This window comes from Pedobacter sp. CFBP9032, from assembly GCF_034045265.1.
Taxonomy (GTDB): Bacteria; Bacteroidota; Bacteroidia; order Sphingobacteriales; family Sphingobacteriaceae; genus Pedobacter.
Genome location: NZ_JAXCWE010000012.1, coordinates 129571 through 154094, shown reverse-complemented (window position 1 = coordinate 154094; position 24524 = coordinate 129571). Strand labels below are relative to the sequence as shown.

Sequence of the window (24524 nt, the reverse complement as noted above, 5' to 3'; positions counted from 1 at the left end):
TATCGCTGTTAGTACCGATTGATCTTTTCTAATCTTTATTGCTACCGATACCTATCCGAAGTTATATTGATTTTTCTTTAAAAGATGTAATTATTTTGTTTCAAAACCACACTGCATCTGCTGATTGGAGGCACTAATAATTTCCGCATTTTTATTTTGATCAAGCCCGTAAAAACACCTGTATACCGGAGATAGCTACCTGAAAAGCATATTACAGGGGCAAGGGCTCAACTATAAAGCAATTGTGCATGTTTTTAATAGGATAATCTGGTTATTTAAATCCAATACCTCTACCATCTAAGTGACCTGATTAATCGGACAGCTATTTTTTAATTAAAAATGAAAAACATGGAATCACAAAAAGAACAACATTCAGAGGGCAAAGTTGCTCGTGCAATTGAAGAACAGACCGCTAAATTACCTTCAGACCTTTTCTTATGGAGTGCCCTGGCATCAATGGGCGTATCCTTAACCTTAAAATGTTTAGGGCGGAAAAATACAGCTTTATTTGTAGGCCAATGGGCTGCACCTTTTCTATTGCTGGGCTTATATAACAAAGTCGTAAAAACGGAAGGCCATGACCAAACAGAAGGCTAATTACCAGATCAGCCAAGCGTCTATACTGACCTTGGCTGATTTTTTTTAATCGAAACGATATTACTACACGAATTTCCCGTGATCTGGTATAGCTACCGTAGCAAAATCCTCCACCAGTTTTTTCAGTCCTAAACGCAATTCGGCACCCTCCATGTATTGGCCATGGCCAGCGATAACTATTGCCGGACGTAAATCTTTAAGTTTCCTAACTGTTTCCCATGCGGCCTGCCAGTCGGTAGTCAGGTATCTGGGTGGCCCCTGTACTTCTTGCTTTTGAACAAGCACTTTATAAAATGAGTCTTGCTTAACGGTGATGAAAGCATCGGCAGAGATCAGGATTTTATCCTGCTCACGAAAGAAAACAACCTGCCCTGGTGAATGCCCTGGTGCGTGAAGCCATTGCCATTCGGGAAGGCCAGGTAGACTTCCATCTGCAGGAAAGGGAGATACGTGCCCGGAAATATCTATGGGTTCGTGTGGGTAAAGCGAAGAAAGTTTCGCCAGTAAACCGCCTTCAACAGAACTATCAGGTTCCGGATATTCCTGCTGTCCGGTGAGAAAAGGCATTTCTAAAGGATGCGCATAAACCCTAACATCCCATTTTTGTAGAATCTCTACAATGCCGCCCACGTGGTCGAAATGCCCGTGTGTTAAAAAAATCGCCTTTGGTGGGTTATCTTTTCCATAACGTTTCTCTGCCGCTGCAATAATTTCAGCACCGCACTTTGGCATCCCACAGTCGACTAAAAACCAGTCAGCATCCGGCTTCCCCAGCATCACTACGTTCACAATCTGGTTGGTAAAATAATACACATCATCAGTTACCGATTGACCATTCCCGCTTGAAAATGAAGTCATCGGAATCATTCTATTGTCTTTGCTCTGTTCCATCGTTGTTAGTTTAAATAAAGCACTTAGGTAAAGCTGACTACTTCTTCCATTTCAGCTAAAACCATATTAATTTTATCAATCTCTTTTTTCTTAGCATTCAATAAATAAACTGCAGTTAACCGGCCATTATCTTTGCCTACTTCCAATCTGCTGGGCTTCATCCCTGTACTTTCCAGGCGTTTTTCCAGCTGGTAAAGTTTTGAAATTTCACCATCAATAAGTGTAATGGCAAGCATCTTTTCCTTCTTAAACCCCGAAACCATTTTTTCTACGTAGCCCACTAACACGAGTACGATCAGGGTGCTCACGGTAAGGAGAAAGGCCAGGGCGTGATAGCCGATCCCCGCTGTCATGCCAATTGCGGCAGATGTCCAGATTACAGCAGCTGTGGTAAGTCCGCGAACGGAGATCCGATCCTGAAAGATGACGCCAGCACCAATAAAACCTATACCTGTAATGATGTTGGCAGAGATGCGATCGTCTGTTCCGGCGCCATGCCAGGAAACAATGGTGAAGATGGTGGAACCCAGACAGATGAGTATGATCGTTCGGAAACCAGCGGATTTGTTTCGGTATTCACGCTCAAAACCTATAATACTTCCGCATGCTACCCAGACGAGCATGGCTACTATATCCCTTGATTGTATTGTGAAATCCATCATATCGTTTAACGGCTGTTACCTCATCTAAAACAAAAAGAAATTTGTGGAGGTTTAGTTTTTATTCCCTTATCTCTTTTCTCAACGGAATACTATTTAAAATTTGGCTAAACCCATCTGCCTTTAGCCATGTTTTAAAGAGAAAAAGGTTATGAATAAAGACGAAGAAAACAAACTGGATAAAACCAAAACAACGGTAAGAATACCTGCCGAAGATATCAGAGCAGGTGCATCTGAAGAAGATCAATTGGAAAAGCTTGCCGAAAATGCAGCGAAAGATCCAGTACCGAAGGAAGATCAGATTGGTGCTTCACCGGGTAAAGGGCCACGCAACGGAGAAGAAGATACCGGCAATTCCTAGCTTTGCCAGCGAATCTTTTTCTGCCTGTCTGATTTTGCCGCAGGCCTGCGGAGCCTTGGTTCGGAACTTTTGCTGATACTAAACTGAATGCTTTTAGTTAAAAGACTTTCTAAAGTTATTTGGACTCATTTCTGTATAGCGCTTAAATAACTTATTAAAAGACTGTGGGTGTTCAAAGCCCAGTTGGTAAGCGATTTCACTCACAGACATATCAGAAATAGACAGCTTCTCTTTCGCCAGCTCAATTAATTTATCATGAATATGCTGTTGTGTACTCTGGCCGGTTAGCACCTTTAATAAACCGCTTAAATAATTTGGCGACATGCTTAACTGTTCAGCAATATACTGAACACTAGGCAGCCCCTTCTTTTGCAACTCGTCATCTCCAAAATAAGCGGAAAGGATGTTTTCCAGGCGATGAAGAACAGAGTGGTTGGATATTTTTCTGGTGAGGAACTGGCGGTGATAAAACCGATTTGAATAGGTCAGCAGTAATTCCAGCTGGGCGATCATCACATTTTCGGTAAATTTATCGATATTGGAATGGTACTCCTCCAGAATACTCTGCATAATCGCTGCAATAGTATGCTCTTCTTTCTCGGAGAGGAAAAGCGCTTCGTGTACCGAGTAATCAAAAAATTCGTTTTGCTTAATGGTTTTGGCCAGGCTGGTGTTCCACAAAAAGTCGGGATGAACGAATAACATCCATCCCGAATGGTTTAGAGCCGTTTCTTCTTCCACTTCAATGCGAAAAAGCTGCCCTGGTGAAATGAAAAACATGATGCCTTCATCAAAATCATACTGTTGCTGTCCATACCTCATTTTCCCATTAAAATTTCGCTTCAAGGCAATGGAATAGAAATCAAACACAATGCTGTTTTCTCCCTTCGGCATAGTTTTCACGTCATCGAGATTAATTACGCTAATAAGCGGATGCTCTGGTTTGGGTAAGCCTCTGAATTGATGAAATTCGCTAATTTTTTTAAACCTATGAAAGTGGGAATTGGCCATATACTAAGCTAACGATTCTTGTTTAAAGACGATTGCAAATTCTTTTGCATAGTCTGACATTTTTACTTTCCCCATTACCGTGGGTTTATTTTGGTAATAGTCTTGCGCCAATAATCCACTATGGAGTGCTGCATACATCTCCACTAAACCAGCAGCAATTTTCGGATTCATCCCAACGGTTAATAAACCATTTAAAGTTTCTTCATTAGAAATAAGTACCCATTTCAAATCTGGCTGACCAATGGCTTTGCCTAAAATGCGGGCTGTTTCATTTCCTGAGAGATCCTCACTTGCTACCGAACGAGCTTTTCTTCCTTCAAATGGCGTGGTTAACTCCTCAGCAACTGCCGCAGCAATATCAATCGGAGATACCCATGGTATGATATGATCGCCTCCATAATTGGCAGCGATTACACCTATTGATTTAATCATCGGGATATAGCTGAGCAAATTATAATAGAAAGAATTTGGGCGCATGTGGGTAATGGCAATACCTGTGGGTAACGCATTTAAAATCAATTCTACTTGATGCGCGCCTCGCAAAATACCATTTCCCTCGGCTAAGTTCCCTCCTATTGTACTTAAGTTCACTACCCTTTTAATGCCTGAATGTTGAATGGCCTGGGCATAATTCTGACCAAGGGCTTGGTAATAAGCCAACAGATCGAGATTTGGATCGAAATAATTTCCGGGTGGCACCATGGTGTAAACGGCATCTGCACCGGTGAAAGTTTTCGTTAAAAATTTAACATCATGCAGTGAGCCAATGGCTGGCGATGCACCAATTGATTCAATTTCCTGCTTTCTTTCGAGGTTGCTACTGATTACGGTAACTGAATGTCCTTTCCGAACCAGTTCTTTGGTTAAGGGTTTGCTAATATGACCCAGGGATCCTGTAATTATAATTTTCATTTTCTAATGTTTTGGTTAGTCAAATGTCAGAACAATCAATTCTGCAGATGAAGCCAAATCTATCTTTGTTGTAGCCAAAAAATGAGTTGGGGAGTATTTAAATGATAAGTTATCCTTTGAAGTGAGGATAAGAAAGCGGATAAGCCGTAATCTCCATTTACTTAAACTGTTTAGTATTTTGTAGTGGGTTAAAATAACTGAATCGGTTAAGCTGTTCAGCCTGCCGTGGCCGGAAGATATGAATACCGGAAGAAAGCAGATTGGAAGTTGCCGACCAGGATTGCCATTAGATATGGATCGCCTTAGCGAAACGCAATGACTAGATGAAATAAGATAACCGCATTATACGCAAAGCCAAGTAGATCTCGTAGCCGGAGCTGGCCAAAGAGGCAAATGTATTTCGCGAGATTATCGGCAGATACGAACGAAACGAAGTCTCGCCGTCGGTTGATGTGGCCAAAAAGATAGCCGATACACTCGAAGTTTCACTCAATTACCTGGCCGGAGGAAGGCAGCAAAACTGGCTTTGACAAACAAACCCTAAAGCTTATAGACGAAATATGGGAACTCGAACCTTCCATCAAGGACAAGCTCCTTTTCCTGGCTAACGCAATTATACGCGATGCTAAAACTGGTAAGCTCATTAAAAAAGCCCAACAATTTTTACATTGATGGGCTTCTAATTTATCTATTTTGGTACCAGCCACAGGCTGGCACCAGCGAACCAACTAAACACGCGATGGAACAGTGGGGCAAAGATCGCCAAGGCTTTCGAGGTAACGGTGGATTTCCTCATCGGTGCGGGCGAGAATCGCATCCTACAAAAGGAAACCGTGGAACGCATCAACGACATACAGAAAATGGATGAAGATACCCAATTCGTCCTGTTCAACTTAATCGATACCTACATACAGAACTTCAAGACAAAAAAGGCGTTCACCAAGTAACAGCAAAGCCCGACATCTCTGCTGGGCTTGCTATAATTTTATTCATTTCCCACACGCGACACGCGTGCGCCAGCGAGGGGATGTACGTACAAAAACACAACTTGTAGATCACAAAACAAACTACCCAACCTATATATCCAACTAAACGTATATACAGCATAGTATATAAACAATAAAGCCTGGCTCAATTGAACCAGGCTTCATATTTTTTAGGATTTTCAACATTTACTCAATTAAAGTCATTTCAGTTTGAAAGTAGGCTAAACTTGTCATTCAACTCGTACTTGAGCATAAGTGTTCTCTCACCTAGTTGTTTATTAGTTTTAATATCGTTTACCGTCAAAAGATATTGATCCATCTTCTTTGCATTAACAATCCTTAAATACCCTATATTTCCATTCTTATCATAGCTGACAAGGCTGTTTATATTTCCGAAACGGCTAGTAAATTCCTGACAAGAACTAGCCTTCGCAGACTTTCCCAGTTCAAAGAGCGTAAAATAAGAGACTTGGACTCCTGAGCCTGATGCGGATTGACCTTTCCCAATAAGGCACAAGTATTTCCTATCTTGGTTATAAACCCAATGTATAACCAGGGAAGAAGGATCTATTTTATTCTGAAGGCTAAATGTCTGTTTGCCCAAAACAACAGCATCCTTTTTGCTACCGGCATAGCTTACATAATCAATTGAAGGCACAATTTCTTTAGTTATAAACTTAGCTAAGAATTTACCCGTAAGCTCGTTTGACTCTACATAAGCGAACTGTCCTACTATTTTTTTATGCTTGACGGCATGGCTCAAAGAAAAGGAACTATAAATCGCATCAATACTTTTTGTTTGATGAGACTTAACAACAGCAGCCTTCCTAGCACCTTCCGTGTCTTGTGAATTAGCAAACGAGGAAAAGGTAAAAAGAGTAATGAATACTTGATATATAGCTATTTGTTTCATAATCAATTTTAATATCTTGGTGCTCCGGAGGCTTTAATAAACGAATTCGTTTTCTTCATAAACGTTGTAACTCCTTGATAACCATTAGTTTACCACGTATAAGAATAGTTGCCTCTAACGCCTGTTGCTTTACCGCTTTTATTGTAATAATATGTTGTAACAGGTGCTCCCCGTACTGTTTTACTTCCCAAGCCCTGCATGTCGTGGTCTGGCTTGGTAAACAATAATCCTCCAGTAGCTCTTTTTTCCGCACTAGATCCTATATCTGAACCAGCCCAGTGTGTTGCGCCATTTGAAATATCAGGCCCACCTGTCACCGCATTTATTGCTCCAGCAATAGCTGTCTGCATAAATGTGCCATTCCTTCCAACTTCGCTTGTACTATTAAATTGACCTGTTCTTGAATTACCATCCGTTGCGGCCAATGCAAAGCCGTTTATTGTTGAAGAAATGGTCGCATTGCTCCCTCTTGCTTCCATGTTGTTCATAATGGCACTGGCAATACCAAATACTTCTGCTTTAACATTTGATGTGCCAGACTCTCCATATGAAGTAGATGCAAGTTGCATCAATTCTGTATTGCTAACACCAAGTTCTGTAACCTTGCTATGATTTAGAAGTGTAGTTGTCACACCATTGGAAGTAGAAGATTTAATAATGGCACCTTTCCCAGCTACATATGCTTTATCATCGTCCTTTCCATCATTTCCTATATAACTGCCGTCCGCACCATAATAGTCACCAAACATTCCATCAGGATCTGTAAAAATCATTGGGTTATTGAACACATAGGCATATGGGGTGGTCTTTCTGTCCATTTCCGCCATCGGATCAATTACATTCCATCTCCCAATTACTGGGTCATAGAACCTCGCCCCATAATCATACTGCCCTAGCTCCTCTTGCAACTCCTTGCCGTTATAAAGATATTTATTATTTCCGAATTGCGCATTTTTTCTTAAACCAAAAGCATAATAATCATCTCGCTGTAATACTTCCAGTTGGTTGGTTGTAGGATTCTTGTAAAACGTTGTCCGCACATTCCCTAAATGATCTGAAAGGTTATACTCGTAACTATAACTTCCGCTGCCGTTATTCCTGGCCAAGCCTTCTTCTGTTTGAATGAAATCAATACTATTATCCGTTTTATATTGGATTCCATTAATATAATTGATGGTTCCCGCCGGTGTTATTTTCTTAAGTTTATTACCCGTGGCATCGTAGGTATAGCCAGCAACCAGGTTCTGGTTGTTCGCATCTCTAACCTGTTGCGGAAGGTTGAGTACATTATAATCAAAATGGAATCCCGAACGCCCATCAATTACCGCATTTCCATTCCGGTCATATTCATAGCCATTGGTTACCTCTGCAGCGAACCATAACTGGCTGCCATGGTAATGGTACTTATTATCCGTACCATTATCCCGCTGGAACCTGTCGATATTACCAAGCACATCATAAGCAATTGTCTCATTCATCGTAATCCCCGTACCGATAGAACTGCTCAACCTATTCAACTTATCGTAACCGTACGACATATAAATACCCGAAGACAGTGGATTAGAAGTTGCCGACCAGGATTGCCTGCCAATGTTGCCATTATACAAACCACTACCATTTTCGTTGTAATCGAGCTGCATGCTGAACAGATTGTTAACGCTGCTCTTCATCCAGCCCCTTTCATTATAAGCAAAGCTGGTATTCTGCTGGAAGTTAATTTTATCCTCGCTGTGCTGGCTTTTGTTCTTCAGCTGCCCAAGTTCATTGAATTCCAGTTTCGAAAGCACTACTTCCCCCTTATCATTAATATTTTCAAAGCTGGCCAGCTTCCTGCCCACATGATCGTATTCATAACGGTTGGCTATCGTTGTAGTTGAACTACCTGCCGTATGCGTACGTGTACTCGCGGTAAGCTCACCGCTAAAGTTATAGGTATTGTCCAGCACATCGGTACCGTTCAGGTGATTGCTGCATTATATTGTACCAATGCATCTTATAAATAAGTAATATTTTATGATAAATGACCTTTTAGTATATATTGTGAGAATCTAGCTAAACTAGCATCTTTCAAAATAGTGCATCTTAAAGCCCTCACCGAAAAAGGAAACCAGAGAATGCCATGGAATGAACAAGAAGATGCAAGGCTTACAGAACGCTTTGGTAATGGCTCCAAGATTATAGAACTTGTCACTCCATTCCCGTACTTACAGATGAATAAAAGCCAGGCTAATCAAACTTGTATTAGTACAGAAATAACAAAGCCCAGCAAGCTTTTAAACTGCCAGGCTTTGTTATGTGAGTTATATTTTGGCCTTAGCGAGACGCTAAGGCCAGATTTGGCTTATAAAACGCCGGGCTTTGCTATGTAAGTTACATTTAGTCTTAGCGACACGCTAAGACTAGATTGGTTCAAATAAATTTATTATTCGGTTACAAATCCAGAAGACCATTCATCTTGGTCTATCTTATTACAAGAAATCTCAAACCCTTCTTTAGAGTCCTTGAAGCCTTCCAATAGTTCAGCTCGTAATTGTGCTTCTATTGCTTTCTTCTCATCACTATAGACACCTATCAATTTGACATCCTCACTAGCAAGCAGTTTTTCATCGTAATGAGTATGCCATAATAAGTAAACAAATTTTATTTTCATTATATATTAATTTAAAGATTGAAAGTGTTTTAGCCTATTTATTTCTGTCTACATTCTTTTTAAGCTTATTATATTCACTGCCTGGCCCCGTATTACTCCAATTTCCTGATCCATACTGCTGATCCATTAATCTTTGGGCATAATCTTTCCCTGACTCTCCAGTTTCTGGTTTTTGGCCTGCTGCCCAAGAAGGAATATCGTTTGCTTTATCCTTATCACTTTTTTTAGTTTGAACTATTTCTGGCCGATACAGCTCACCAGGTCTTCTTCCTTGCATCCAAGCATCCATACCACTATTTGTTATTAAAGCCGCTAGGAACACTAATATTGGGTGTGGTGGCGGTATTCTAGGTAATCCTATTGTTCCAGATGGTGGAGACAAAGTAAGTGGAAAAGTATTTGCCTTTGTAGTCGTAATGGATACCTCTCCTAAATTGATCCCTAACTCAGCACTCTTAATTCCATACTGAATTTTCATATCAGTAGTAAGTTGGCCGTATTGCAACTGATCAACACCGCCAGTACTATTCACTTGATAAAATCTATCTGGCAAATCATTAATGACAACCGTTTGTAATTTTCCATCTTGGCCATATTGATAATCATTGTAGAAGCCCATTGTCCCTCTACCGTCTGGATCGATATTAAAAACAGGGTTATTCAATCCATAGTTATATGGCGAAACATGATCATAATCTTCCGCCAGCGGGTCAACCACGTTCCACCTTCCAATAACCGGATCATAAAACCTAGCGCCATAATCATGCTGCCCCAATTCCTCCTGCATCTCCTTGCCGTTATAAAGATATTTATTATTTCAGAATTGTGTGTTTTTTCTTAAACCATAAGCATAGTAACCGGGGCTTTGCCGAGCTCATGAATACCGATAAAAATATAAGCAACGATCAATAATCATCCCGCTGCAATACTTCCAGTTGGTTGATTGTAGGATTCTTATAAAACGTGGGCCGCACATTTCCCAAATGATCTGAATGGTTATACTCATAACTATAACTGCCGCTACCATTGTTACTGGCCAGCCCCTCTTCTGTCTGGATGAAATCAATACTATTATCCGTTTTATATTGGATTCCATTGATATAATTGATGGTTCCCGCGGGTGTTATTTTCTTAAGTTTATTACCCGTGGCATCGTAGGTATAGCCAGCAACCAGGTTCTGGTCGTTCGCATCTCTAACCTGTTGCGGAAGGTTAAGTACATTATAATCAAAATGGAATCCGGTTCTACCATCAATTATTGCGTTACCATTCCGGTCATATTCATAGCCATTGGTTACCTCCGCAGCAAACCATAACTGGCTACCATGGCAGTGGTACTTATTATCCGTACCATTATCCCTCTGGAACCTGTCGATATTACCAAGCACATCATAAGCAATTGTCTCATTCATCGTGGTCCCTTTACCGATAGCTCATACAACCAGCTAGAAATCAACAGGGTATTATTCTTTCCTCTTGATGAACTTAGGGCGGTAGCTTAAAAAGGTAATCGGGGTTTGGCCCAGAATGAAGAAGAAGATGAATTGCTTGCAGAACGCTTTGGTAATAATCTATCTATTTGGGACTTCAAGGCAAAAAAAGCTTATGCAGGATAATAACCAACACCTGGAGGTTCTCCAGGCCCTGGCCGCCGGCACCGACCCCATAACAGGTGAAGTGTTCCCTGCAGACAGCCCATACAACCAGTCCGAAATCATCAGGACGCTTTTCTTTGCCATTAGCCAACTCGAAGCCCTAGCCGAAAAAGGCAACCAGGGTTTAGCATGGAGTGAGGAAGAAGATGAATTGCTTGCAAAACGCTTTAACGAAAGCATTAAGATTACTCAGCTCGCTAAACTACACTCCAGGACTTATGGCGCTATAAAAGCCAGATTGCTTAAAGTTGGACTCCTACAGAAATGACAAAGCCCAACAGTTTTTAAACTGCCGGGCTTTGCCACTAATTTTATTTATTCTCACACGCCACAGGCGTGCGTTAGCAAAACACACGCTACAACAGCGGGGGCTATGCGAAGTTATTCAAATATGAGGCTATCGTCTAACGGTGTGTTTTTTTCGTCTTCATAGTACAAATACCTTCCTATTAAACGGTTATCTTGTGAAATCAATTGAAGCTTTACTTCTATTACAAACTTGTCTATATTACATTTAAAAAATTGAAACCGTATAAAATCTTCCACCAGAATAATTTCATCTATTTGGATATCAATCTCATCTTTTAGATAATCATTATCTGGATTCAAAATACATTCATTGAAAGAAAGCTTTGCTTTCAAATATAGGTCTTCAAAAAAATCAGCTTCTATTTTCATTATTTATCCAAATATCTATTTAGTGACCCATAACCTTATCAAACACAACGTGACCATTTTTTTCTTGATTCCCATAAATTCTTAGATCTCCACCTTTCCCCAATATTTTAACTTTGTGTGTGTATCCCGTTGCTTTTGCCTCACTTGCTGTTAATTTGATGATGCCGGAGTTTCCTGTTGGCGCAACAATTTCTTTTTTAATTGCATCTGCTACTTTCTTTTGAACAGCTGGATCTAAAGATTCAAATACTGACCGTTTTACCCACCCACTTACCTTAGCAATTTTTGTTCCCATCTTAAATTCTGAAACAAAAGGAATTACTCCAGCTAATCTCCATCCCCAAGACAATTCATTACCAGATCGATCTGTACCTTCAACAGCATTTGCTAAATCTAGACCAAGACCAACGGGTGTAAATCCAAAACCGAATTCCAACATATCGCTCATTCCAGTACCTCCATCCCCTTGTTCAACTTGACTTACAGAATACCCATCCTGAGTTTTTCGAATTATAGTTCCAGGCTTATTAACTACATTTCTGCCTGTTTTCTTAGGAGGATCTTCTTCTTTGTCTTGCTGAGACCTATTTTGCCCCAAGAATGCGGCTATTTCATCAGGGTTGTTTGTTGAATAGCCTCCTGCTGTCTCCACCCACATCCCATTAGGATCCAATTTTCCAATGGGGTCATTCAGGGCATAATTGTATGGTGAATAAGCATGGTAACTTTCAGACATTGGATCCACCACATTCCATCTTCCAATAATTGGATCATAGAACCTTGCGCCGTAGTCATACTGCCCTAGCTCCTCTTGCAACTCCTTGCCGTTATAAAGATATTTATTATTTCCGGATTGTGTGTTTGCTCTCAAACCAAAAGCATAATAACCGAGGCCTAGCCGAGCTTATGAATACCGATAAAAATATAAGCAACTATCAATAATCATCCCGCTGCAATACTTCCAATTGATTGAATTTGGGTTTTTGTAAAACGTAGCCCTGTCGATATTACCCAGCACATCTTAGGCGATTGTTTCATTCATCGTGATCCCTTTACCGATAGCCCGTACAACCAGCCCAAAATCAACAGGGTATTATTCTTTGCCCTTGATGAACTTAGGGCGGTAGCTGAAAAGGTAATCGGGGTTTGGCCTAGAGTGAAGAACAAGATGAATTGCTTGCAGAACGCTTTGGTAATAATCTATCTATTTTAGTACCAGCCACAGGCTGGCACCAGCGAACCGACTAGACAAGCGCTGGAACAGCGGGGGTTACTATAAAAATAACAAAGGCCAACATTACTGTCGGGCTTGCTATAATTTTATTTAGCGATAAAATCGCTTTTCTAAATCATCTTCGTTAAAAACGAGGACGATAGGGAGTATTCAATTATTATACCTCTTAGCCAACCAAAGAAAGCCTTTCTTTATTAAAATTTTATCCCTTTGTATTGGTAGCCTTAAATTCGGAACTAATAAACTTGTTACGGTAAGTACCCGGCCATTCTTTAAGTGAATATAAGAATGGTTATACCCCTCCCAAGGACCTACAAAAACTCTATTTGCAGCCTGATTATAAGACAAATAGCATTTAACATAATCAATATCATCCAGAGTAAAGGTTAATGACTTTCCTTTGTGTGTAAAAGTAATCTCTTTCTTCTGATAAAAATACTGAAATATGTCTCCACGATTGACAATGTAATAATTTGCATGAACTACGATCGCTGGCAACCCCATAACAAGAAACATGAATGGCCCTATCCAAAGTACAGAATTAATATTTATATGCTTTATTACTGATAACCCATAAGGAAAAATTGAACTGATTATTACGCATAAAATTATTAACCATCCACTTTTAACATGGCTTATAAAATTCACTCTAAATACTTCCATTATGTTTACCTTCCTCTCGTTTTTGCTCTAATAATTGATTGGACAAAGTTTACTCCGTTGTTTAAACTTTATCTTGAATATCCTCAATTATCTGTGAATATTTATTAAATTAAACTAAAGATATCACACGGCTTTCTCCTACAGCCTCCAAACCGGCCCCAGCAGTCATCAATCCAGTTGCCACCCAATTTATAGCATCTTTAGTTGAATTATCCGCTGTAACATTATGTACGTCAGAGCAGCTTTCACCTAATATATACTACAAACTTCTCCATCCTTACCGAGTTTTATATTATCTACAACCGAGCCTTGGGCTCTATAATCGTCATAACCTACGATTTTAGCCTGTTCAGCAGTGGCAATATTTTAATCCCATTCCAGGTATTGCCTTTCTTTACCCAATCATTTAACTCCATACCATCAGGGTCTATAAACCTAATTGGGTTATTGGACGCATAGGTATAAGGTGACCACCTTCTACCTATCTTAGCTTTCGGATCCACCACGTGCCATCTTCCAATAACTGGGTCATAGAACCTTGCGCCGTAATCATACTGCCCCAATTACTACTGCAACTCCTTACCGTTATAAAGATATTTGTTATTTCCGAATTGTGTGTTTTTTCTTAAACCAAATGCATAATAACCGAGGCTTTGCCGAGCTCATGAATACCGATAAAAATATAAGCAACTATCAATCATGATCCCGCTGCAATACTTCCAATTGATTGAATTTGGGTTTTTGTAAAACGTAGCCCTGTTGATATTACCCAGCACATCATAGGCGATTGTTTCATTCATCGTAATCTCTTTACCGATAGCCCGTACAACCAGCCCAAAATCAACACGATATTATTCTTTGCTCTTGATGAACTTAGGACGGTAGCTTAAAAAGGTAATCGGGGTTTGGCCTTGAGTGAAGAAGAAGATGAATTGCTTGCAGAACGCTTTGGTAATAGTCTATCTATTTTGGTACCAGCCACAGGCTGGCACCAGCGAACCAACTAAACACGATGGAACAGCGGGGGCTTTGTTATGTAACTTACATTTTGCTTTTAGCGAGACGCTAAGGCCAGTAAGAGGTTATTTTACTGAACCTTGGACTGATAGATATTTTCAGGATGTCTTCTTTTCTCTTCCTCGAATCTTTGCTTCTTAATCTTTTCATATTCTATTTCTTTCCAAATTGAACTACTCCAAAAGCGTATGTCATTTAAATTATATTCGTAAATATCTGTTGTATCTTTAGTAACAAAATTATTAAAGCAAGCCTCTCTAATGTCCACTGATATATCGCTTTCGCTGGAGGAATTGGTAAACACCGGTCCTTTCCATGTTAGGCTTATTGTATTCCCTTGACGAATACCCAAATAACTTGTTGCGTCATAATACCAGGTATTTTCATTATCTGGAACTAATTGCCATTTTGTGAGATTTTTCACTATAACAAATACTGCCATCTTGTTAAAATCGGAGCTATAGAGAATACTGTCTATGATTAAATCCATTGAATCAGAGTATGCTGAATTATCAAAAAAGCCTTCTCTTTTCAATAAAAGTAATTTAAATTGTCTTTTTAATTCTATTTTATCTCTTAGGTAATATTCTTTTTTTATCGAACTATGATTTAGAAATTCTCTTGGGGTACTTTTTTTTTTTTGAAAGTCCATCCATCCATTAACATTTTTAAAATACCAATAGACTGAGAAAATAGAGCCAAAAAGAATAATGGTTAATATTATTTTTTTCATCACTTATTGTTTTTCCCATTTACTACCATTCCATTTATACGTTCCTTCAGATAAAGAACTAATATCGTTAAAGAAAGTAAATATAGAATGGTCTGTACTTGTTCCGGTATTTGTTCTTATATTTTCTTTAGAAAGTCCACTCTCATTTTCATTAGCCAGCCAACCCATTCCAAATATATTCAAATCATTTTTATGTTTAAATTGTAGTGTTTTAATATCTGGATCAGCGATTATATCTCCCGCTCCATAAGGATCAAAATCGGCCACTAAGGTAATTTTAATTTGTTTTTGTTGTTCAATCGGAAGAGTTTTTATATAATCTTTTAGGCCTTGGACAAATCCGTTACCATATGCTCCGCCCATGCTATGAGTTATGATCTTTATAGTTTCGACAATGTTGTTATTTTTATCTCTTGCCAAATTGGATATTATGTTAGCTGCGTCTTCTCTACCTTTTTTTCTACCTAAATCAATCCTCCCACTTGCTGTAGATGACTTATTAAAGTTAGTTAATGGATGCCATCCACCACCTGACCCATCGTAATATCTATCGCGGTAATCATGTAGTTGAGCCATGACAGCATCGGCAAAGCTATAATTCGCATACCCACTTGCATTTGGAGAATTAGGCATTTTATTAGCTGGAGTACTCCAGTAATTTCGACTTTTTCACCAAAATGATTACCATTAATGAAAATAACTAGATTACCATCAGGGTCTATTGCATTAGTAGGTTGATTAAGCGCATAAACATAGGGAGAGGTTGCAAAATACAGTTCAGCTTTATTATCGTTTTTATTCCACCTACCAATCACCGGATCATAGAACCTTGCGCCGTAATCGTAATACCCAAATTCCTCCTGCAACTCCTTACCATTGTACAAATATTTGTTCGTAGCACCCACACTGGCTTTTCTCAGCCAGATGTGTAATAATCGTCTTGCTGTAGCCACCGCACAGCACCATTGTAAATATCGAAAGTATAACGCACATTTTCAAGATGATCATAAAGATTGTAATGCTATAGGTGCCGCCCTTGTTCTGTGCCAGACCATCCGCGGTAAGAACAATATCAATCACATTTCCATTCTATGGAACAGAAACCCATTAAGCTTGAATAAGACTCACCGCTAAACCCACTCGAAAAGAGATTATTTAACCTGGTTAAAGCGCGACTGACCAGACAAAATTACGAGCTGGTAATGTGGGAAGAAAAGTCCCTAATGAAGTATGGCCTACCAATCAGCCACAAAAAAAACCGATCATCGTGAACAATCGGTTTAATTTTACAAAAAATTAACTTATACTAAAAAATGTAAAACTTATGGAAACAACGGTAACATTTAAACCGCTTTACGGTTATAAATGTTAATACTCTGCTAAACACAAATCCTCTTCTTACCCTATAGGTTTCAGGATTTTTGCATTTCGGACACTTATAGGAAGGAACACTCAATTTTTGGATGATTTAATTAGAGAATTGGAAGTAATTACTTAAAATTATTGTTTTTTGAATATAAAGATTTATGTAATCGACCTGACTGCCGGATAAGTAGATCAACAAAGGATTTTTATAGGTTATTTTGAAGCTTAAACTTTTATATTTTAAACTTTTTTTTTAATACGAAATAATAAAACCTTATTACCGAATATTAATTTTTGTTCTTTTTACGTTTAACTGAATATGAAACTTAACAAATGTTTATTCCTTGCGATTACGCTGGTTTTAATCAGCAATATCCGTGTTTTTGCACAATCAAGCCAACCTGCAAATCCCTTAGAAAGCAACCGAAAAAAAATCGATTCGCTGGATAAGCAATTGATTGATTTACTCGCTAAACGTGAGCTCATTGTAAAAGAGATTGGTATCTACAAAGCGAAGAATCATATTCCGCCTTTACAGCCTGCCCGTTTCCAGCAAGTGCTTCAAAAAAACATAGCGACAGGTAAAAAACAAGGCTTATCTCAAGATTTTATAACTGAAGTTTTTAACGCTATCCATAAAGAAAGCTTGAAAATGGAAGAAGATATAAAAGCCCTAAATCCATAACCGAATTCTTCTATCTCATAACTTGTTGAGCGCGCTTGTCGAAAGATTTTTAACGAAATAATTTTCCGACAAGCTCACGTTAACAACGGAGGCAATGAAATTTGCTCAAATAACTGAATTTAATGATTTCAGTTTGATGAATTAATTTCGGCTTCGGCGCTTTTTAGTGATTTCCCGCTTACTTTAAGTACCATTTTACCTGGTTTGCGGCCAGATTGTACCAGGATTACCAACTTACCACTAAAGAGTTTCATCGTTGGTTTGTCGAACATTTCTAGTGAGGTGGCATCGCCATTGCAAACCGCTTTGAATTTTCCTTCGCCTGTCACTTCAAAATTTAATCTTTCGTTTATTGTAGGACACGGATTACCATTTTTATCCACCACAGATGCCGTGATGAATGAAATATCTTTCCCATCCGCCAGAATTTGTTTACGGTCGGGATCGAGCACAATGCGATAAGGTTTACCCGCAGTTATTTTAGTTTCTTCTGCAACTGCTTTTCCATCTTTATCGTAAGCCACTACCTTTAGTGTTCCAGGTTCATATTTTACATCCATCCACATTAAGCGGTAACGGTTTTGAGGCGTTGAATTATTTTTCTTTTGCACACCCAAACTCTTGCCGTTTAAAAAAAGCTCTGCGCTTTCATAATTGGTATACACAAATACGGGTGTAGTTTGTCCTTCTCTCCCCTCCCAATTCCAATGCGGAAGTAAATGTAAGGTGGGTTTTTCGGTGTTCCATCTGCTTCTGTAAAGGTAATAGCGGTCTTTCGGGATTCCGGCTAAATCGCACATTCCAAAATAAGAACTGCGTGATGGCCAGCTTTCATCGTACGGTGTAGGTTCGCCCAGGTAATCGAAACCTGTCCATACAAATTCACCAATTACCCAAGGCTTATCGTCCTGCATTACAAAATCATCATCCGGCACGTTAGACCAGTCGCAACATTCCAAATCATAAGATGAACTCTGGAAATCGTTATAGGTTTTGTTCTTCGCTTTTACCACAGGGAATTTATAAATCCCCCTCGAACTTACTGTAGAAGCGGTTTCAGAACCCAATAACATGCCTTGTGGAAAGGCTTTGTAAGCTTCATCATATAAGTGCACACGGTAGTTTAGCCCCGGAATATCTAATAGAGCACCAAAACCGGAAGCCATAGTGGCTTTTACCTGGTCCATGCCCACCGTTACCGGACGGGTAGGATCTTCCCGATGAAATATTTCCTGCAGCCATTTTGCCCGTTTTACCCCTTCAGCTCCAAATTGATCCGGCACTTCGTTACCCGAACTCCACATCACAATGCAAGGATGATTTCTGGTCGCCCTCACTAAATTTACAACATCTTTTTCAGCATCCTGCTGGAAGAAACGGTGATAACCATTTTCTACTTTCGCTTTAGCCCATTCATCAAAAGTTTCTGCCAGAAACATAAAACCAAGTTCATCACAGAGTTCCAGTTGCTCTAAAGAGGGCATGTTGTGCGAGCTGCGAATGGCATCGCACCCCATATCCTTTAAGATCATCAGTTGCCTGCGCAGTGCAGCAACGTTGATGGCCGTACCCAGCGGACCTAAATCATGGTGCAAACAAACGCCTTTAAATTTACGAACGGTACCATTCAGGCTGAAACCTGTTCCGGCAACATAGCTGATGCTTCTCACCCCAAAACGTGTAGTTACTTCATCTAAAACCTTATTCCCCTGATATAATCGCGATACCGCAGTATATAAATACGGTGTTTCAGGACTCCATAGGTTTGGATTTAAGAGTTTAATATTTTGATCGGCCTCCTTGCCAAAAAACGTTTTGGCCGTATCGCTCATAACCAATTGGCCCTTGCTATCTAAAATTTGCGTAACCAGTTTAGCACCAGTTGCCGATAGCCTGGTTTTAATATTCACTTTTGCAAAAGCTTTACTTACTTCAGGCGTAGTAATACTGACTCCCCATTGCTCAATACTCTCTTTGTCTTTGGTAATCAGGCGAACATTGCGGTACAAACCTGCACCCGGATACCATCGCGATGATTTAGGCTGATTGCTCAAATGAACGGCCAATACGTTTTTCCCGCCTGCCAAAACATGATCAGTGATATCAATATAAAAATAGTTATAGCCATAATTCCACTCGCCTACTTTCACACCGTTTAAGAAAACTTTCGGTTCACTCATGGCTCCATCAAATTGCAAAATGATGCGTTGCGTTTTTGCACTTGCCGGTAAACTGAAGGTATTGCGGTACCAGGCTTCACCTATATAAGGCAATGCACCCGTACGACCCGTTTTTTCACTTGGCTTTGATTCTCCATTTTGCACAATGGCCACCATCTGTTTATCAATTTCCTTATCAAAGGGACCTTCTATTGCCCAATCATGTGGCACAGTAACGGTTTTCCATGCCCTATCATTAAAATCTCTAGCAGACGATGCTTCGTTTTTGCCCTTGAAAAACTTCCATCCATCGGTGAGTAAAACCTCGGTTCTCTGCTGACTAAAAACACTTAATGTTGTCGTCATCAATAGCAGCATCAAAAGGAAACGTTTAAAGGGATAAGATCTTCGCATAATTTTAATTGGATGCTGTTGAACAAGCACTTTTATTTTCATAAATGATCAAGATAAAAAGAATATGGTGTTAAGTCTTGCGCGAAGCGATGCGTATCGCCCTTTTTACAAAACTTATTTTAAATAAATAGATGATACGGTTAAGGTGACAGATTGGTTCAATAGCCCGGAAGCAAAGGTTACTTCTAGTTTTTCAACTTGTTTTAAATCAAAAGCAGCTTTGGTTGGCGACTGATAATATAACGGAAGAAAACCCGGATATGGTCGTGGCAACAGCAGTTGCTGATCGGCCGTTAATTGATTTAACGGGATCTCAATTTCCTGAAATTCCTGATTCGCAGAAATCTCCTTCGAAAAGAAATGCGCAGCGGCATCAATCAATCCTACCTTAACTTTAGTGTTTTTAATGTTTGATTTTACCCTGATTACCAACATGGTCATTCCTGCTAAATCTCCAATTCTTCCTGCCAGGTAATCGGCAATATAAGTTTGAAAGCCCAGAAGCGATTGCTTTTCTGGTGCATTCATCGAAAGTTTCCATTCGAGGTTTAATGGATTTTCAGACGAAGTGAATTCCATCTTATTGTTCTTCCAGTCGGGATTATAAATGTTGATGTTATTGCGGTCTGCCGCTGGATTAAAGATCTCCAATCGGGCATTTTTAGCTGCTATATAAGTTTGATAACTTTCTGTATCCAGTCTATCCCAGGCACGAGGATCGCCAATGTTATTTCCTGGAAAAGTGACGAAGTTTCCATTAGCCTGTTTTACGATAATTTTGTAATTCAATAGACCAACTTTAATAAAGGCTGCCGGAATAGTGGTAGTAAAGCCGCCATTATCATTCTTTTTCAGACCGATATTTTTCCATTCTCCAACTGCATTGTTCAGTTCTACATCTATCGAATCCTGTTTATTTAAGCCAAAAGCCTCCACATTAAGCACAAGATCTTGTTGTTCGCTGGCCGTTTTAAGTGCCGGGTGTTTTAAGAAAACACGGTTCAAACTAGATAGCGGTGCCACAAAATCGCCCAGCGAGATGTTGCCGTAAAGATCTTTGGCTCCTAAGGCAGACTTCAAACCTTTTTTCACCAACAGATAACTTCCTGGTGTAATTTCAAATTTACCTTGCCTGGCAGAACCGCTGTAGGCATTCCCGGTATTTAAGCCTTTGATATCAAATTCATCTCCAAGATCTTGCAGGTTAATTTTCATATCAAACTTTCCCCAGTTAATGGCAGTTACGGTTTTTTGAGGGGAAGCTTTTGCAAAAGGATCACTCATGGGAACGGCATCTGGCATCACTTCCAGTCGCCACACGCCGCTGGCCAACTGATCAATAAAATAGGCGCCCTTCCCTTGGTAATTTACCACAGGCGAACTGCCCACTCCGGCAATATGCTTTATTTTGGCAGCGTTCAAGGGTTTTGTCTCCGTTGAGTTGGTATAATAAAATGCATCTGCGGTATTCATTTCGCAGAGCGATTTTTGATAATCCAATTTGAAATTACCAAAGCGGGTTTCGCTGTTTTGTTTGGCAAGCCGGGGAAGCTGATGGAATACTTTGGAAGCAATTAATAAACTGATTGCTTTTGATGGCGTATAAGCCAGATTCAAATAATGCGTTTGATATTCTGTATTACCGTAGGCAGTTGCCATAGGGTCATAGGCGAATTGAGTGGCCCACTGAAAACCCGCCGACCTAAAACTTTTCGCCATCGCCGGATACATGATCGGTGCCATTACATCGCCAGCATCAAATTCATAAACAACTTTTGCCCTGTTTTTAAATGCCGGAATGGTATCGAAAGGAATTTTATAAGCCGCTACATTTGGCAGAAAATTTCCTTTCAGCGTATGACCTGATACTAAGCCTGTTGGATACCATTGAAAACTGTGACCTTTTACATCAGCTTTCACAATGGCGGCCGCATATTTTGGTGATTCACTAATATTATAAAAGATAGGTTTGGTCCATCCAGTACTTTTAATGGCATCTGCCATCCTATTGATATAGGTTGTAGTAATTTCGGGTGCGCCGCTATGCTGTGGTTCGTTGTTCACCTCTGTTGCTAAAATATCAACATCCTGCTGGTAGGTTAAGCCCGTGTAAGGATTTTTATGTTTAAAGAACTGTTTGAGGTAATTTTCCTGCGCTTTAAATGCCGCTTCATTAAGTAGTGCATCATGTTTACCATATTTAGCGGAGAAACTTCCTGTGCGTTCATCTTTCTCCGGGTAGCCGTTTCCCCAGAAAGCGATCGGCGTAACCAAAGTTTTAATTTTCCTTTTCTTTAATTCAGCCAGTAGAAAATCGAATAACCTCAGGTGTTCGTTATTGATTAAATTCCCAAGAGAATCTGAAATCTCTGTATCCCAAACATGCACCCGGAAGGCATCCAAACCCAAGCGGGAGAAATGGTAAACATCATCTTTAATGGCCTGTTCTGCTGTGATACCCGTTTTTAAGATGGCGCGATTGCCGTATGCGAAGGGTGCGGTATAATTTGTCCCAAAAAATGCGGCTTCTTTGTTATCCTTCTCCCAGCGGATCACGCCCTTAGAATCTACATAGATGCCCTGTTTATTTTGAGCGGATGCAAAAAAAGAGACAAAAGTTAGGATGAAGAAAAGTAAACACCGTTTATTAAAAATCATATGGAAAACGAGCTGTAAAAATAGCCGGACCGGATCAACCCGGCTAAAAATTTGTATGAATAAGAGATGAAATAAATCAATTAATGCTTTTGCAAATTAAGGCAAAAATGCATCCATCGCAACTGTCGGTTTGCCAGCATCATTAAAAGCGCCTAACTTGTAGCCATTCCAGCTATTGTAAGATTGTGGTTCCCAATAGAAAACGCCCAAACCTTTATTGTTGGCGAGCGATTTATTTTTCGCCATAATATCTTTAATAAAATCTCTGCAGGCAACGGCATCGGTTACTGGCATGCCTACTTCACAAATCATTACTTCAGAACCATAACGGGCAACCATATCATTCATATTGGCCAAACATTGGGTATTTTTTGTAGTCCAATCTGCTGCTGTTGGATAAAGCGACATGCCGACCACATCCCATTTTGCGCCATTTGCTTTCAAGCCATCAAAAACCCACCTGAATAAACTGTTATCAAAACCGTTGGAGATATGCACCACCACTTTCGAGCCTGGATTTACCGATTTCACACCATCGTAACCCGCTTGAATTAATTCGGCAAAATTTTTCATACTTACAGACGCTTTTCCATCGTTCCACAACATGCCATCATTGGTTTCATTGCCAACCTGTACCCATTCGGGGATAATATTTTCTGCCTTTAAAGCGGTTAAAACGGCAACGGTGTGGCTGCGAACAGAAGCTTTCAAGGTGGTAAAATCCTGATTAACCCAGCCAACAGGTTTATTCTGTTGTGCAGGATCTGCCCATGAATCGCTATAGTGAAAATCGATCAGTAAACGCATGTTTGCTGCTTTCGCACGTTTCGCTTTTGCCAATACATCGGCGGTATTGTTATAACCAGCTGGTGGATTTACCCAAACCCTCAGGCGAATGGTATTGATGCCTTTATCTTTTAAAATGGTAAACAAATCCTGTTGCACACCAGCACTGTTAAAAAACTTTCTTCCTACAGCTTCCATTTCAGTTACCCAGCTTACATCGGCACCTTTAGCGTAAGTACCAACCGGATCAGGTTCCGGATAGATCTGTGTTTCTCCTTTTATTGTTTTCTTGCAGGCTAAGCTGGTGATGATCACGATGGCCAAAAAACCAACCCGTTTTATATTTTTTATTGTGAACATGTCGATTTTATTTAATGGTGTAAGTATAATTTCCATCGCCTGCGCTTAAATCAAGCGTTACGGTGAACACCCCGGTTTTGGTTACGGGAATATTGATTCCACCCCAGGTTGGTGCGCCGGCAAACATTAAATTACCAGATGCATCTACCTTATAACTAATATCATAACTACCATTGCAAGTAAATACGAAAGCTTTTCCAGCAGTTAAGGCTACGTTAGCAGCCTCAAGCTTTCCAGTTGCGGCATTATAGTTTAGCGGTGTTGAGGTAAGGCTCCATCCATTGTCATCACCAGAGATGAAAAATTTAACTGGTGTGTAAGAAATCGTTAAGGCATCTACATCTGCATTCACTTTTAAATAAGCAGGTGAAGGCGTAAGGTATAAGTTACCACTATTCAAGCTCATGGTTGTTGCTGTTCCGCCCCAACCATATACTTTATTTGGATCTAAGGTAGAAGCTAATTGAAATGCGTCTCCTCCAAAACCATCGGCATTTGGCAAGTTAAGATAACCTTCATATTTGCCATTAAATTTAGCGGAGGTTAACAAAAAGCCATTGGTTCTTACACCCGGTGTTTTCCAGGAATTGCCACCTTTTACCAGTAATGCCGGATATTCTACGATGGCTTTATATGGGTTTACGGTCAACATTATCGTAGCATAAACGGGTTTGATAGTAGAAGGCACACCTGTATTCTGATTAACTTCGGCCTTTAACCTCACGGCCAGTGTACTCAACGTTCCTGTTGGCAAATTAAGTTGTACGCTGGTGAGCGAATTAAAATCTGCTCCGGTATATACCTTTGATAAAGTACCTTCCGGAAGTTTAACCACCACTGCATTGGCCCAGGCGTTTGCGCCAGTAGTATCAGCAGGAAGATCAAATTCCAGGGAATAGGTTGGCACAACAGTAGCGCCAAAATTTGCCGCATTGAAACTGAAGGTCACCACATTTGCGGCATCAGTTGCAGCAGTAAGTACTACAGCAGAGGCTGAACTTTTAAACGCCAATGTTCCGGCTGATGGTACAGAAATTACATTGGTACTCTCCTCTTTTTTGCAACCGAATATTACGGTGCAGAGCAGAAGTATGGTAAATAATTGATTAAATATTTTTTTCATGTGCTGAAGCGTTG

General features: G+C 39.9%; 23 protein-coding genes and 1 pseudogene. 5 read left to right on the top strand and 19 right to left on the bottom strand.

The annotated features are described in order from the left end of the window. Nucleotides 1-348 precede the first annotated feature (348 nt). The gene (locus SOM16_RS19430) at nt 349-597 is read left to right on the top strand and encodes a hypothetical protein (RefSeq protein WP_320465657.1); all 249 of its coding nucleotides are present in this window, start codon (nt 349-351) and stop codon (nt 595-597) included. 63 nt (nt 598-660) lie between these two features. Here SOM16_RS19430 and SOM16_RS19425 read toward each other — a convergent pair whose 3' ends face one another. Together SOM16_RS19425 and SOM16_RS19420 are read right to left on the bottom strand one after the other, a co-directional pair. Continuing rightward, nucleotides 661-1488, bottom strand: a complete 828-nt coding sequence (locus SOM16_RS19425) for an MBL fold metallo-hydrolase (RefSeq protein WP_320465656.1) — start codon at nt 1486-1488, stop codon at nt 661-663. Between the two features lie 23 nt (nt 1489-1511). After that, complete coding sequence (locus tag SOM16_RS19420) at nt 1512-2150, bottom strand: MgtC/SapB family protein (RefSeq protein ID WP_320465655.1); 639 nt, start codon at nt 2148-2150, stop codon at nt 1512-1514. Between the two features lie 148 nt (nt 2151-2298). Here SOM16_RS19420 and SOM16_RS19415 point away from each other — a divergent pair, with 148 nt between their 5' ends. Further along, nucleotides 2299-2508 (top strand): hypothetical protein, encoded by a 210-nt coding sequence (locus SOM16_RS19415; RefSeq protein ID WP_320465654.1) that lies wholly within the window; start codon nt 2299-2301, stop codon nt 2506-2508. Nucleotides 2509-2601: 93 nt separating this feature from the next. Here SOM16_RS19415 and SOM16_RS19410 read toward each other — a convergent pair whose 3' ends face one another. After that, complete coding sequence (locus SOM16_RS19410) at nt 2602-3402, bottom strand: helix-turn-helix transcriptional regulator (RefSeq protein WP_320465653.1); 801 nt, start codon at nt 3400-3402, stop codon at nt 2602-2604. Between the two features lie 120 nt (nt 3403-3522). After that, nucleotides 3523-4431 (bottom strand): NmrA family NAD(P)-binding protein, encoded by a 909-nt coding sequence (locus SOM16_RS19405; RefSeq protein ID WP_320465652.1) that lies wholly within the window; start codon nt 4429-4431, stop codon nt 3523-3525. Nucleotides 4432-4808: 377 nt separating this feature from the next. Here SOM16_RS19405 and SOM16_RS23280 point away from each other — a divergent pair, with 377 nt between their 5' ends. Beyond that, entirely contained in the window at nt 4809-4961 is a 153-nt protein-coding gene (locus SOM16_RS23280) for a helix-turn-helix domain-containing protein (protein ID WP_414692279.1), read from the top strand. 661 nt (nt 4962-5622) lie between these two features. On the opposite strand, the gene SOM16_RS19400 is transcribed toward SOM16_RS23280, so the two are convergent. The 5 genes from SOM16_RS19400 to SOM16_RS19380 all read right to left on the bottom strand — a co-directional run bounded on the left by SOM16_RS19400 (nt 5623) and on the right by SOM16_RS19380 (nt 10392). Then, nucleotides 5623-6330, bottom strand: a complete 708-nt coding sequence (locus tag SOM16_RS19400; RefSeq protein ID WP_320465651.1) for a hypothetical protein — start codon at nt 6328-6330, stop codon at nt 5623-5625. 89 nt (nt 6331-6419) lie between these two features. After that, entirely contained in the window at nt 6420-8276 is a 1857-nt protein-coding gene (locus tag SOM16_RS19395; RefSeq protein WP_320465650.1) for an RHS repeat-associated core domain-containing protein, read from the bottom strand. 476 nt (nt 8277-8752) lie between these two features. Continuing rightward, nucleotides 8753-8980 (bottom strand): DUF7336 domain-containing protein, encoded by a 228-nt coding sequence (locus tag SOM16_RS19390; protein ID WP_320465649.1) that lies wholly within the window; start codon nt 8978-8980, stop codon nt 8753-8755. Nucleotides 8981-9014: 34 nt separating this feature from the next. Further along, nucleotides 9015-9767, bottom strand: coding sequence for an RHS repeat-associated core domain-containing protein (locus SOM16_RS19385; RefSeq protein WP_414692277.1), 753 nt, complete (start codon nt 9765-9767; stop codon nt 9015-9017). Nucleotides 9768-9885: 118 nt separating this feature from the next. Beyond that, nucleotides 9886-10392, bottom strand: a complete 507-nt coding sequence (locus tag SOM16_RS19380) for a hypothetical protein (protein WP_320465648.1) — start codon at nt 10390-10392, stop codon at nt 9886-9888. A 193-nt stretch (nt 10393-10585) separates the two neighbouring features. Here SOM16_RS19380 and SOM16_RS19375 point away from each other — a divergent pair, with 193 nt between their 5' ends. Beyond that, nucleotides 10586-10903: a hypothetical protein gene (locus tag SOM16_RS19375; protein WP_320465647.1), complete on the top strand. Its 318-nt coding sequence runs from the start codon at nt 10586-10588 to the stop codon at nt 10901-10903. Nucleotides 10904-11016: 113 nt separating this feature from the next. Here the strand turns inward: SOM16_RS19375 and SOM16_RS19370 are convergent, their stop codons facing one another. The 6 genes and pseudogenes from SOM16_RS19370 to SOM16_RS19345 form a co-directional block, all read right to left on the bottom strand. Beyond that, complete coding sequence (locus SOM16_RS19370; RefSeq protein ID WP_320465646.1) at nt 11017-11313, bottom strand: hypothetical protein; 297 nt, start codon at nt 11311-11313, stop codon at nt 11017-11019. Nucleotides 11314-11332: 19 nt separating this feature from the next. Beyond that, a pseudogene (locus SOM16_RS23275) lies at nt 11333-12187 on the bottom strand (RHS repeat-associated core domain-containing protein); the annotation flags it as partial. Between the two features lie 1355 nt (nt 12188-13542). Continuing rightward, on the bottom strand, nt 13543-13773 hold the full coding sequence (locus SOM16_RS23270) for an RHS repeat-associated core domain-containing protein (protein ID WP_414692276.1): 231 nt from the start codon (nt 13771-13773) through the stop codon (nt 13543-13545). 524 nt (nt 13774-14297) lie between these two features. Then, complete coding sequence (locus SOM16_RS19355) at nt 14298-14960, bottom strand: hypothetical protein (protein WP_320465645.1); 663 nt, start codon at nt 14958-14960, stop codon at nt 14298-14300. Between the two features lie 3 nt (nt 14961-14963). After that, nucleotides 14964-15536, bottom strand: a complete 573-nt coding sequence (locus SOM16_RS19350) for a hypothetical protein (protein WP_320465644.1) — start codon at nt 15534-15536, stop codon at nt 14964-14966. Next, the gene (locus tag SOM16_RS19345; protein ID WP_320465643.1) at nt 15470-15913 is read right to left on the bottom strand and encodes an RHS repeat-associated core domain-containing protein; all 444 of its coding nucleotides are present in this window, start codon (nt 15911-15913) and stop codon (nt 15470-15472) included. Before SOM16_RS19345 ends, SOM16_RS19350 begins: the two co-directional genes overlap by 67 nt. A gap of 731 nt (nt 15914-16644) precedes the next feature. Between SOM16_RS19345 and SOM16_RS19340 the strand changes: the two genes are divergently transcribed. Beyond that, on the top strand, nt 16645-17010 hold the full coding sequence (locus SOM16_RS19340) for a chorismate mutase (protein WP_320465642.1): 366 nt from the start codon (nt 16645-16647) through the stop codon (nt 17008-17010). Between the two features lie 128 nt (nt 17011-17138). Here SOM16_RS19340 and SOM16_RS19335 read toward each other — a convergent pair whose 3' ends face one another. From SOM16_RS19335 to SOM16_RS19320, 4 genes are all read right to left on the bottom strand, one after another. Next, entirely contained in the window at nt 17139-19625 is a 2487-nt protein-coding gene (locus tag SOM16_RS19335) for a DUF4982 domain-containing protein (RefSeq protein ID WP_320465641.1), read from the bottom strand. 72 nt (nt 19626-19697) lie between these two features. Continuing rightward, nucleotides 19698-22241 carry a membrane or secreted protein gene (locus tag SOM16_RS19330; protein ID WP_320465640.1) on the bottom strand — a complete coding sequence of 848 codons (2544 nt, stop codon included), beginning with the start codon at nt 22239-22241 and terminating at the stop codon, nt 19698-19700. Between the two features lie 96 nt (nt 22242-22337). Further along, the gene (locus tag SOM16_RS19325; RefSeq protein WP_320465639.1) at nt 22338-23387 is read right to left on the bottom strand and encodes a glycoside hydrolase family 53 protein; all 1050 of its coding nucleotides are present in this window, start codon (nt 23385-23387) and stop codon (nt 22338-22340) included. Between the two features lie 7 nt (nt 23388-23394). Continuing rightward, the gene (locus SOM16_RS19320; RefSeq protein WP_320465638.1) at nt 23395-24510 is read right to left on the bottom strand and encodes a SusE domain-containing protein; all 1116 of its coding nucleotides are present in this window, start codon (nt 24508-24510) and stop codon (nt 23395-23397) included. Nucleotides 24511-24524 lie beyond the last annotated feature (14 nt).

Bases quoted from the DNA above. Each gene is read 5' to 3' on its own strand.
- SOM16_RS19415 (WP_320465654.1), top strand. From the start codon at position 2,299: ATGAATAAAGACGAAGAAAACAAACTGGATAAAACCAAAACAACGGTA.
- SOM16_RS19425 (WP_320465656.1), bottom strand. From the start codon at position 1,488: ATGGAACAGAGCAAAGACAATAGAATGATTCCGATGACTTCATTTTCA.
- SOM16_RS19410 (WP_320465653.1), bottom strand. From the start codon at position 3,402: ATGCCGAAGGGAGAAAACAGCATTGTGTTTGATTTCTATTCCATTGCC.
- SOM16_RS19355 (WP_320465645.1), bottom strand. From the start codon at position 14,960: ATGAAAAAAATAATATTAACCATTATTCTTTTTGGCTCTATTTTCTCA.
- SOM16_RS19420 (WP_320465655.1), bottom strand. From the start codon at position 2,150: ATGATGGATTTCACAATACAATCAAGGGATATAGTAGCCATGCTCGTC.
- SOM16_RS19330 (WP_320465640.1), bottom strand. From the start codon at position 22,241: ATGATTTTTAATAAACGGTGTTTACTTTTCTTCATCCTAACTTTTGTC.
- SOM16_RS19430 (WP_320465657.1), top strand. From the start codon at position 349: ATGGAATCACAAAAAGAACAACATTCAGAGGGCAAAGTTGCTCGTGCA.
- SOM16_RS19320 (WP_320465638.1), bottom strand. From the start codon at position 24,510: ATGAAAAAAATATTTAATCAATTATTTACCATACTTCTGCTCTGCACC.
- SOM16_RS19390 (WP_320465649.1), bottom strand. From the start codon at position 8,980: ATGAAAATAAAATTTGTTTACTTATTATGGCATACTCATTACGATGAA.
- SOM16_RS19380 (WP_320465648.1), bottom strand. From the start codon at position 10,392: ATGAATGAGACAATTGCTTATGATGTGCTTGGTAATATCGACAGGTTC.
- SOM16_RS19370 (WP_320465646.1), bottom strand. From the start codon at position 11,313: ATGAAAATAGAAGCTGATTTTTTTGAAGACCTATATTTGAAAGCAAAG.
- SOM16_RS19340 (WP_320465642.1), top strand. From the start codon at position 16,645: ATGAAACTTAACAAATGTTTATTCCTTGCGATTACGCTGGTTTTAATC.
- SOM16_RS19400 (WP_320465651.1), bottom strand. From the start codon at position 6,330: ATGAAACAAATAGCTATATATCAAGTATTCATTACTCTTTTTACCTTT.
- SOM16_RS19385 (WP_414692277.1), bottom strand. From the start codon at position 9,767: ATGCAGGAGGAATTGGGGCAGCATGATTATGGCGCTAGGTTTTATGAT.
- SOM16_RS19350 (WP_320465644.1), bottom strand. From the start codon at position 15,536: ATGGCTCAACTACATGATTACCGCGATAGATATTACGATGGGTCAGGT.
- SOM16_RS19335 (WP_320465641.1), bottom strand. From the start codon at position 19,625: ATGAAAATAAAAGTGCTTGTTCAACAGCATCCAATTAAAATTATGCGA.
- SOM16_RS19405 (WP_320465652.1), bottom strand. From the start codon at position 4,431: ATGAAAATTATAATTACAGGATCCCTGGGTCATATTAGCAAACCCTTA.
- SOM16_RS19375 (WP_320465647.1), top strand. From the start codon at position 10,586: ATGCAGGATAATAACCAACACCTGGAGGTTCTCCAGGCCCTGGCCGCC.
- SOM16_RS19325 (WP_320465639.1), bottom strand. From the start codon at position 23,387: ATGTTCACAATAAAAAATATAAAACGGGTTGGTTTTTTGGCCATCGTG.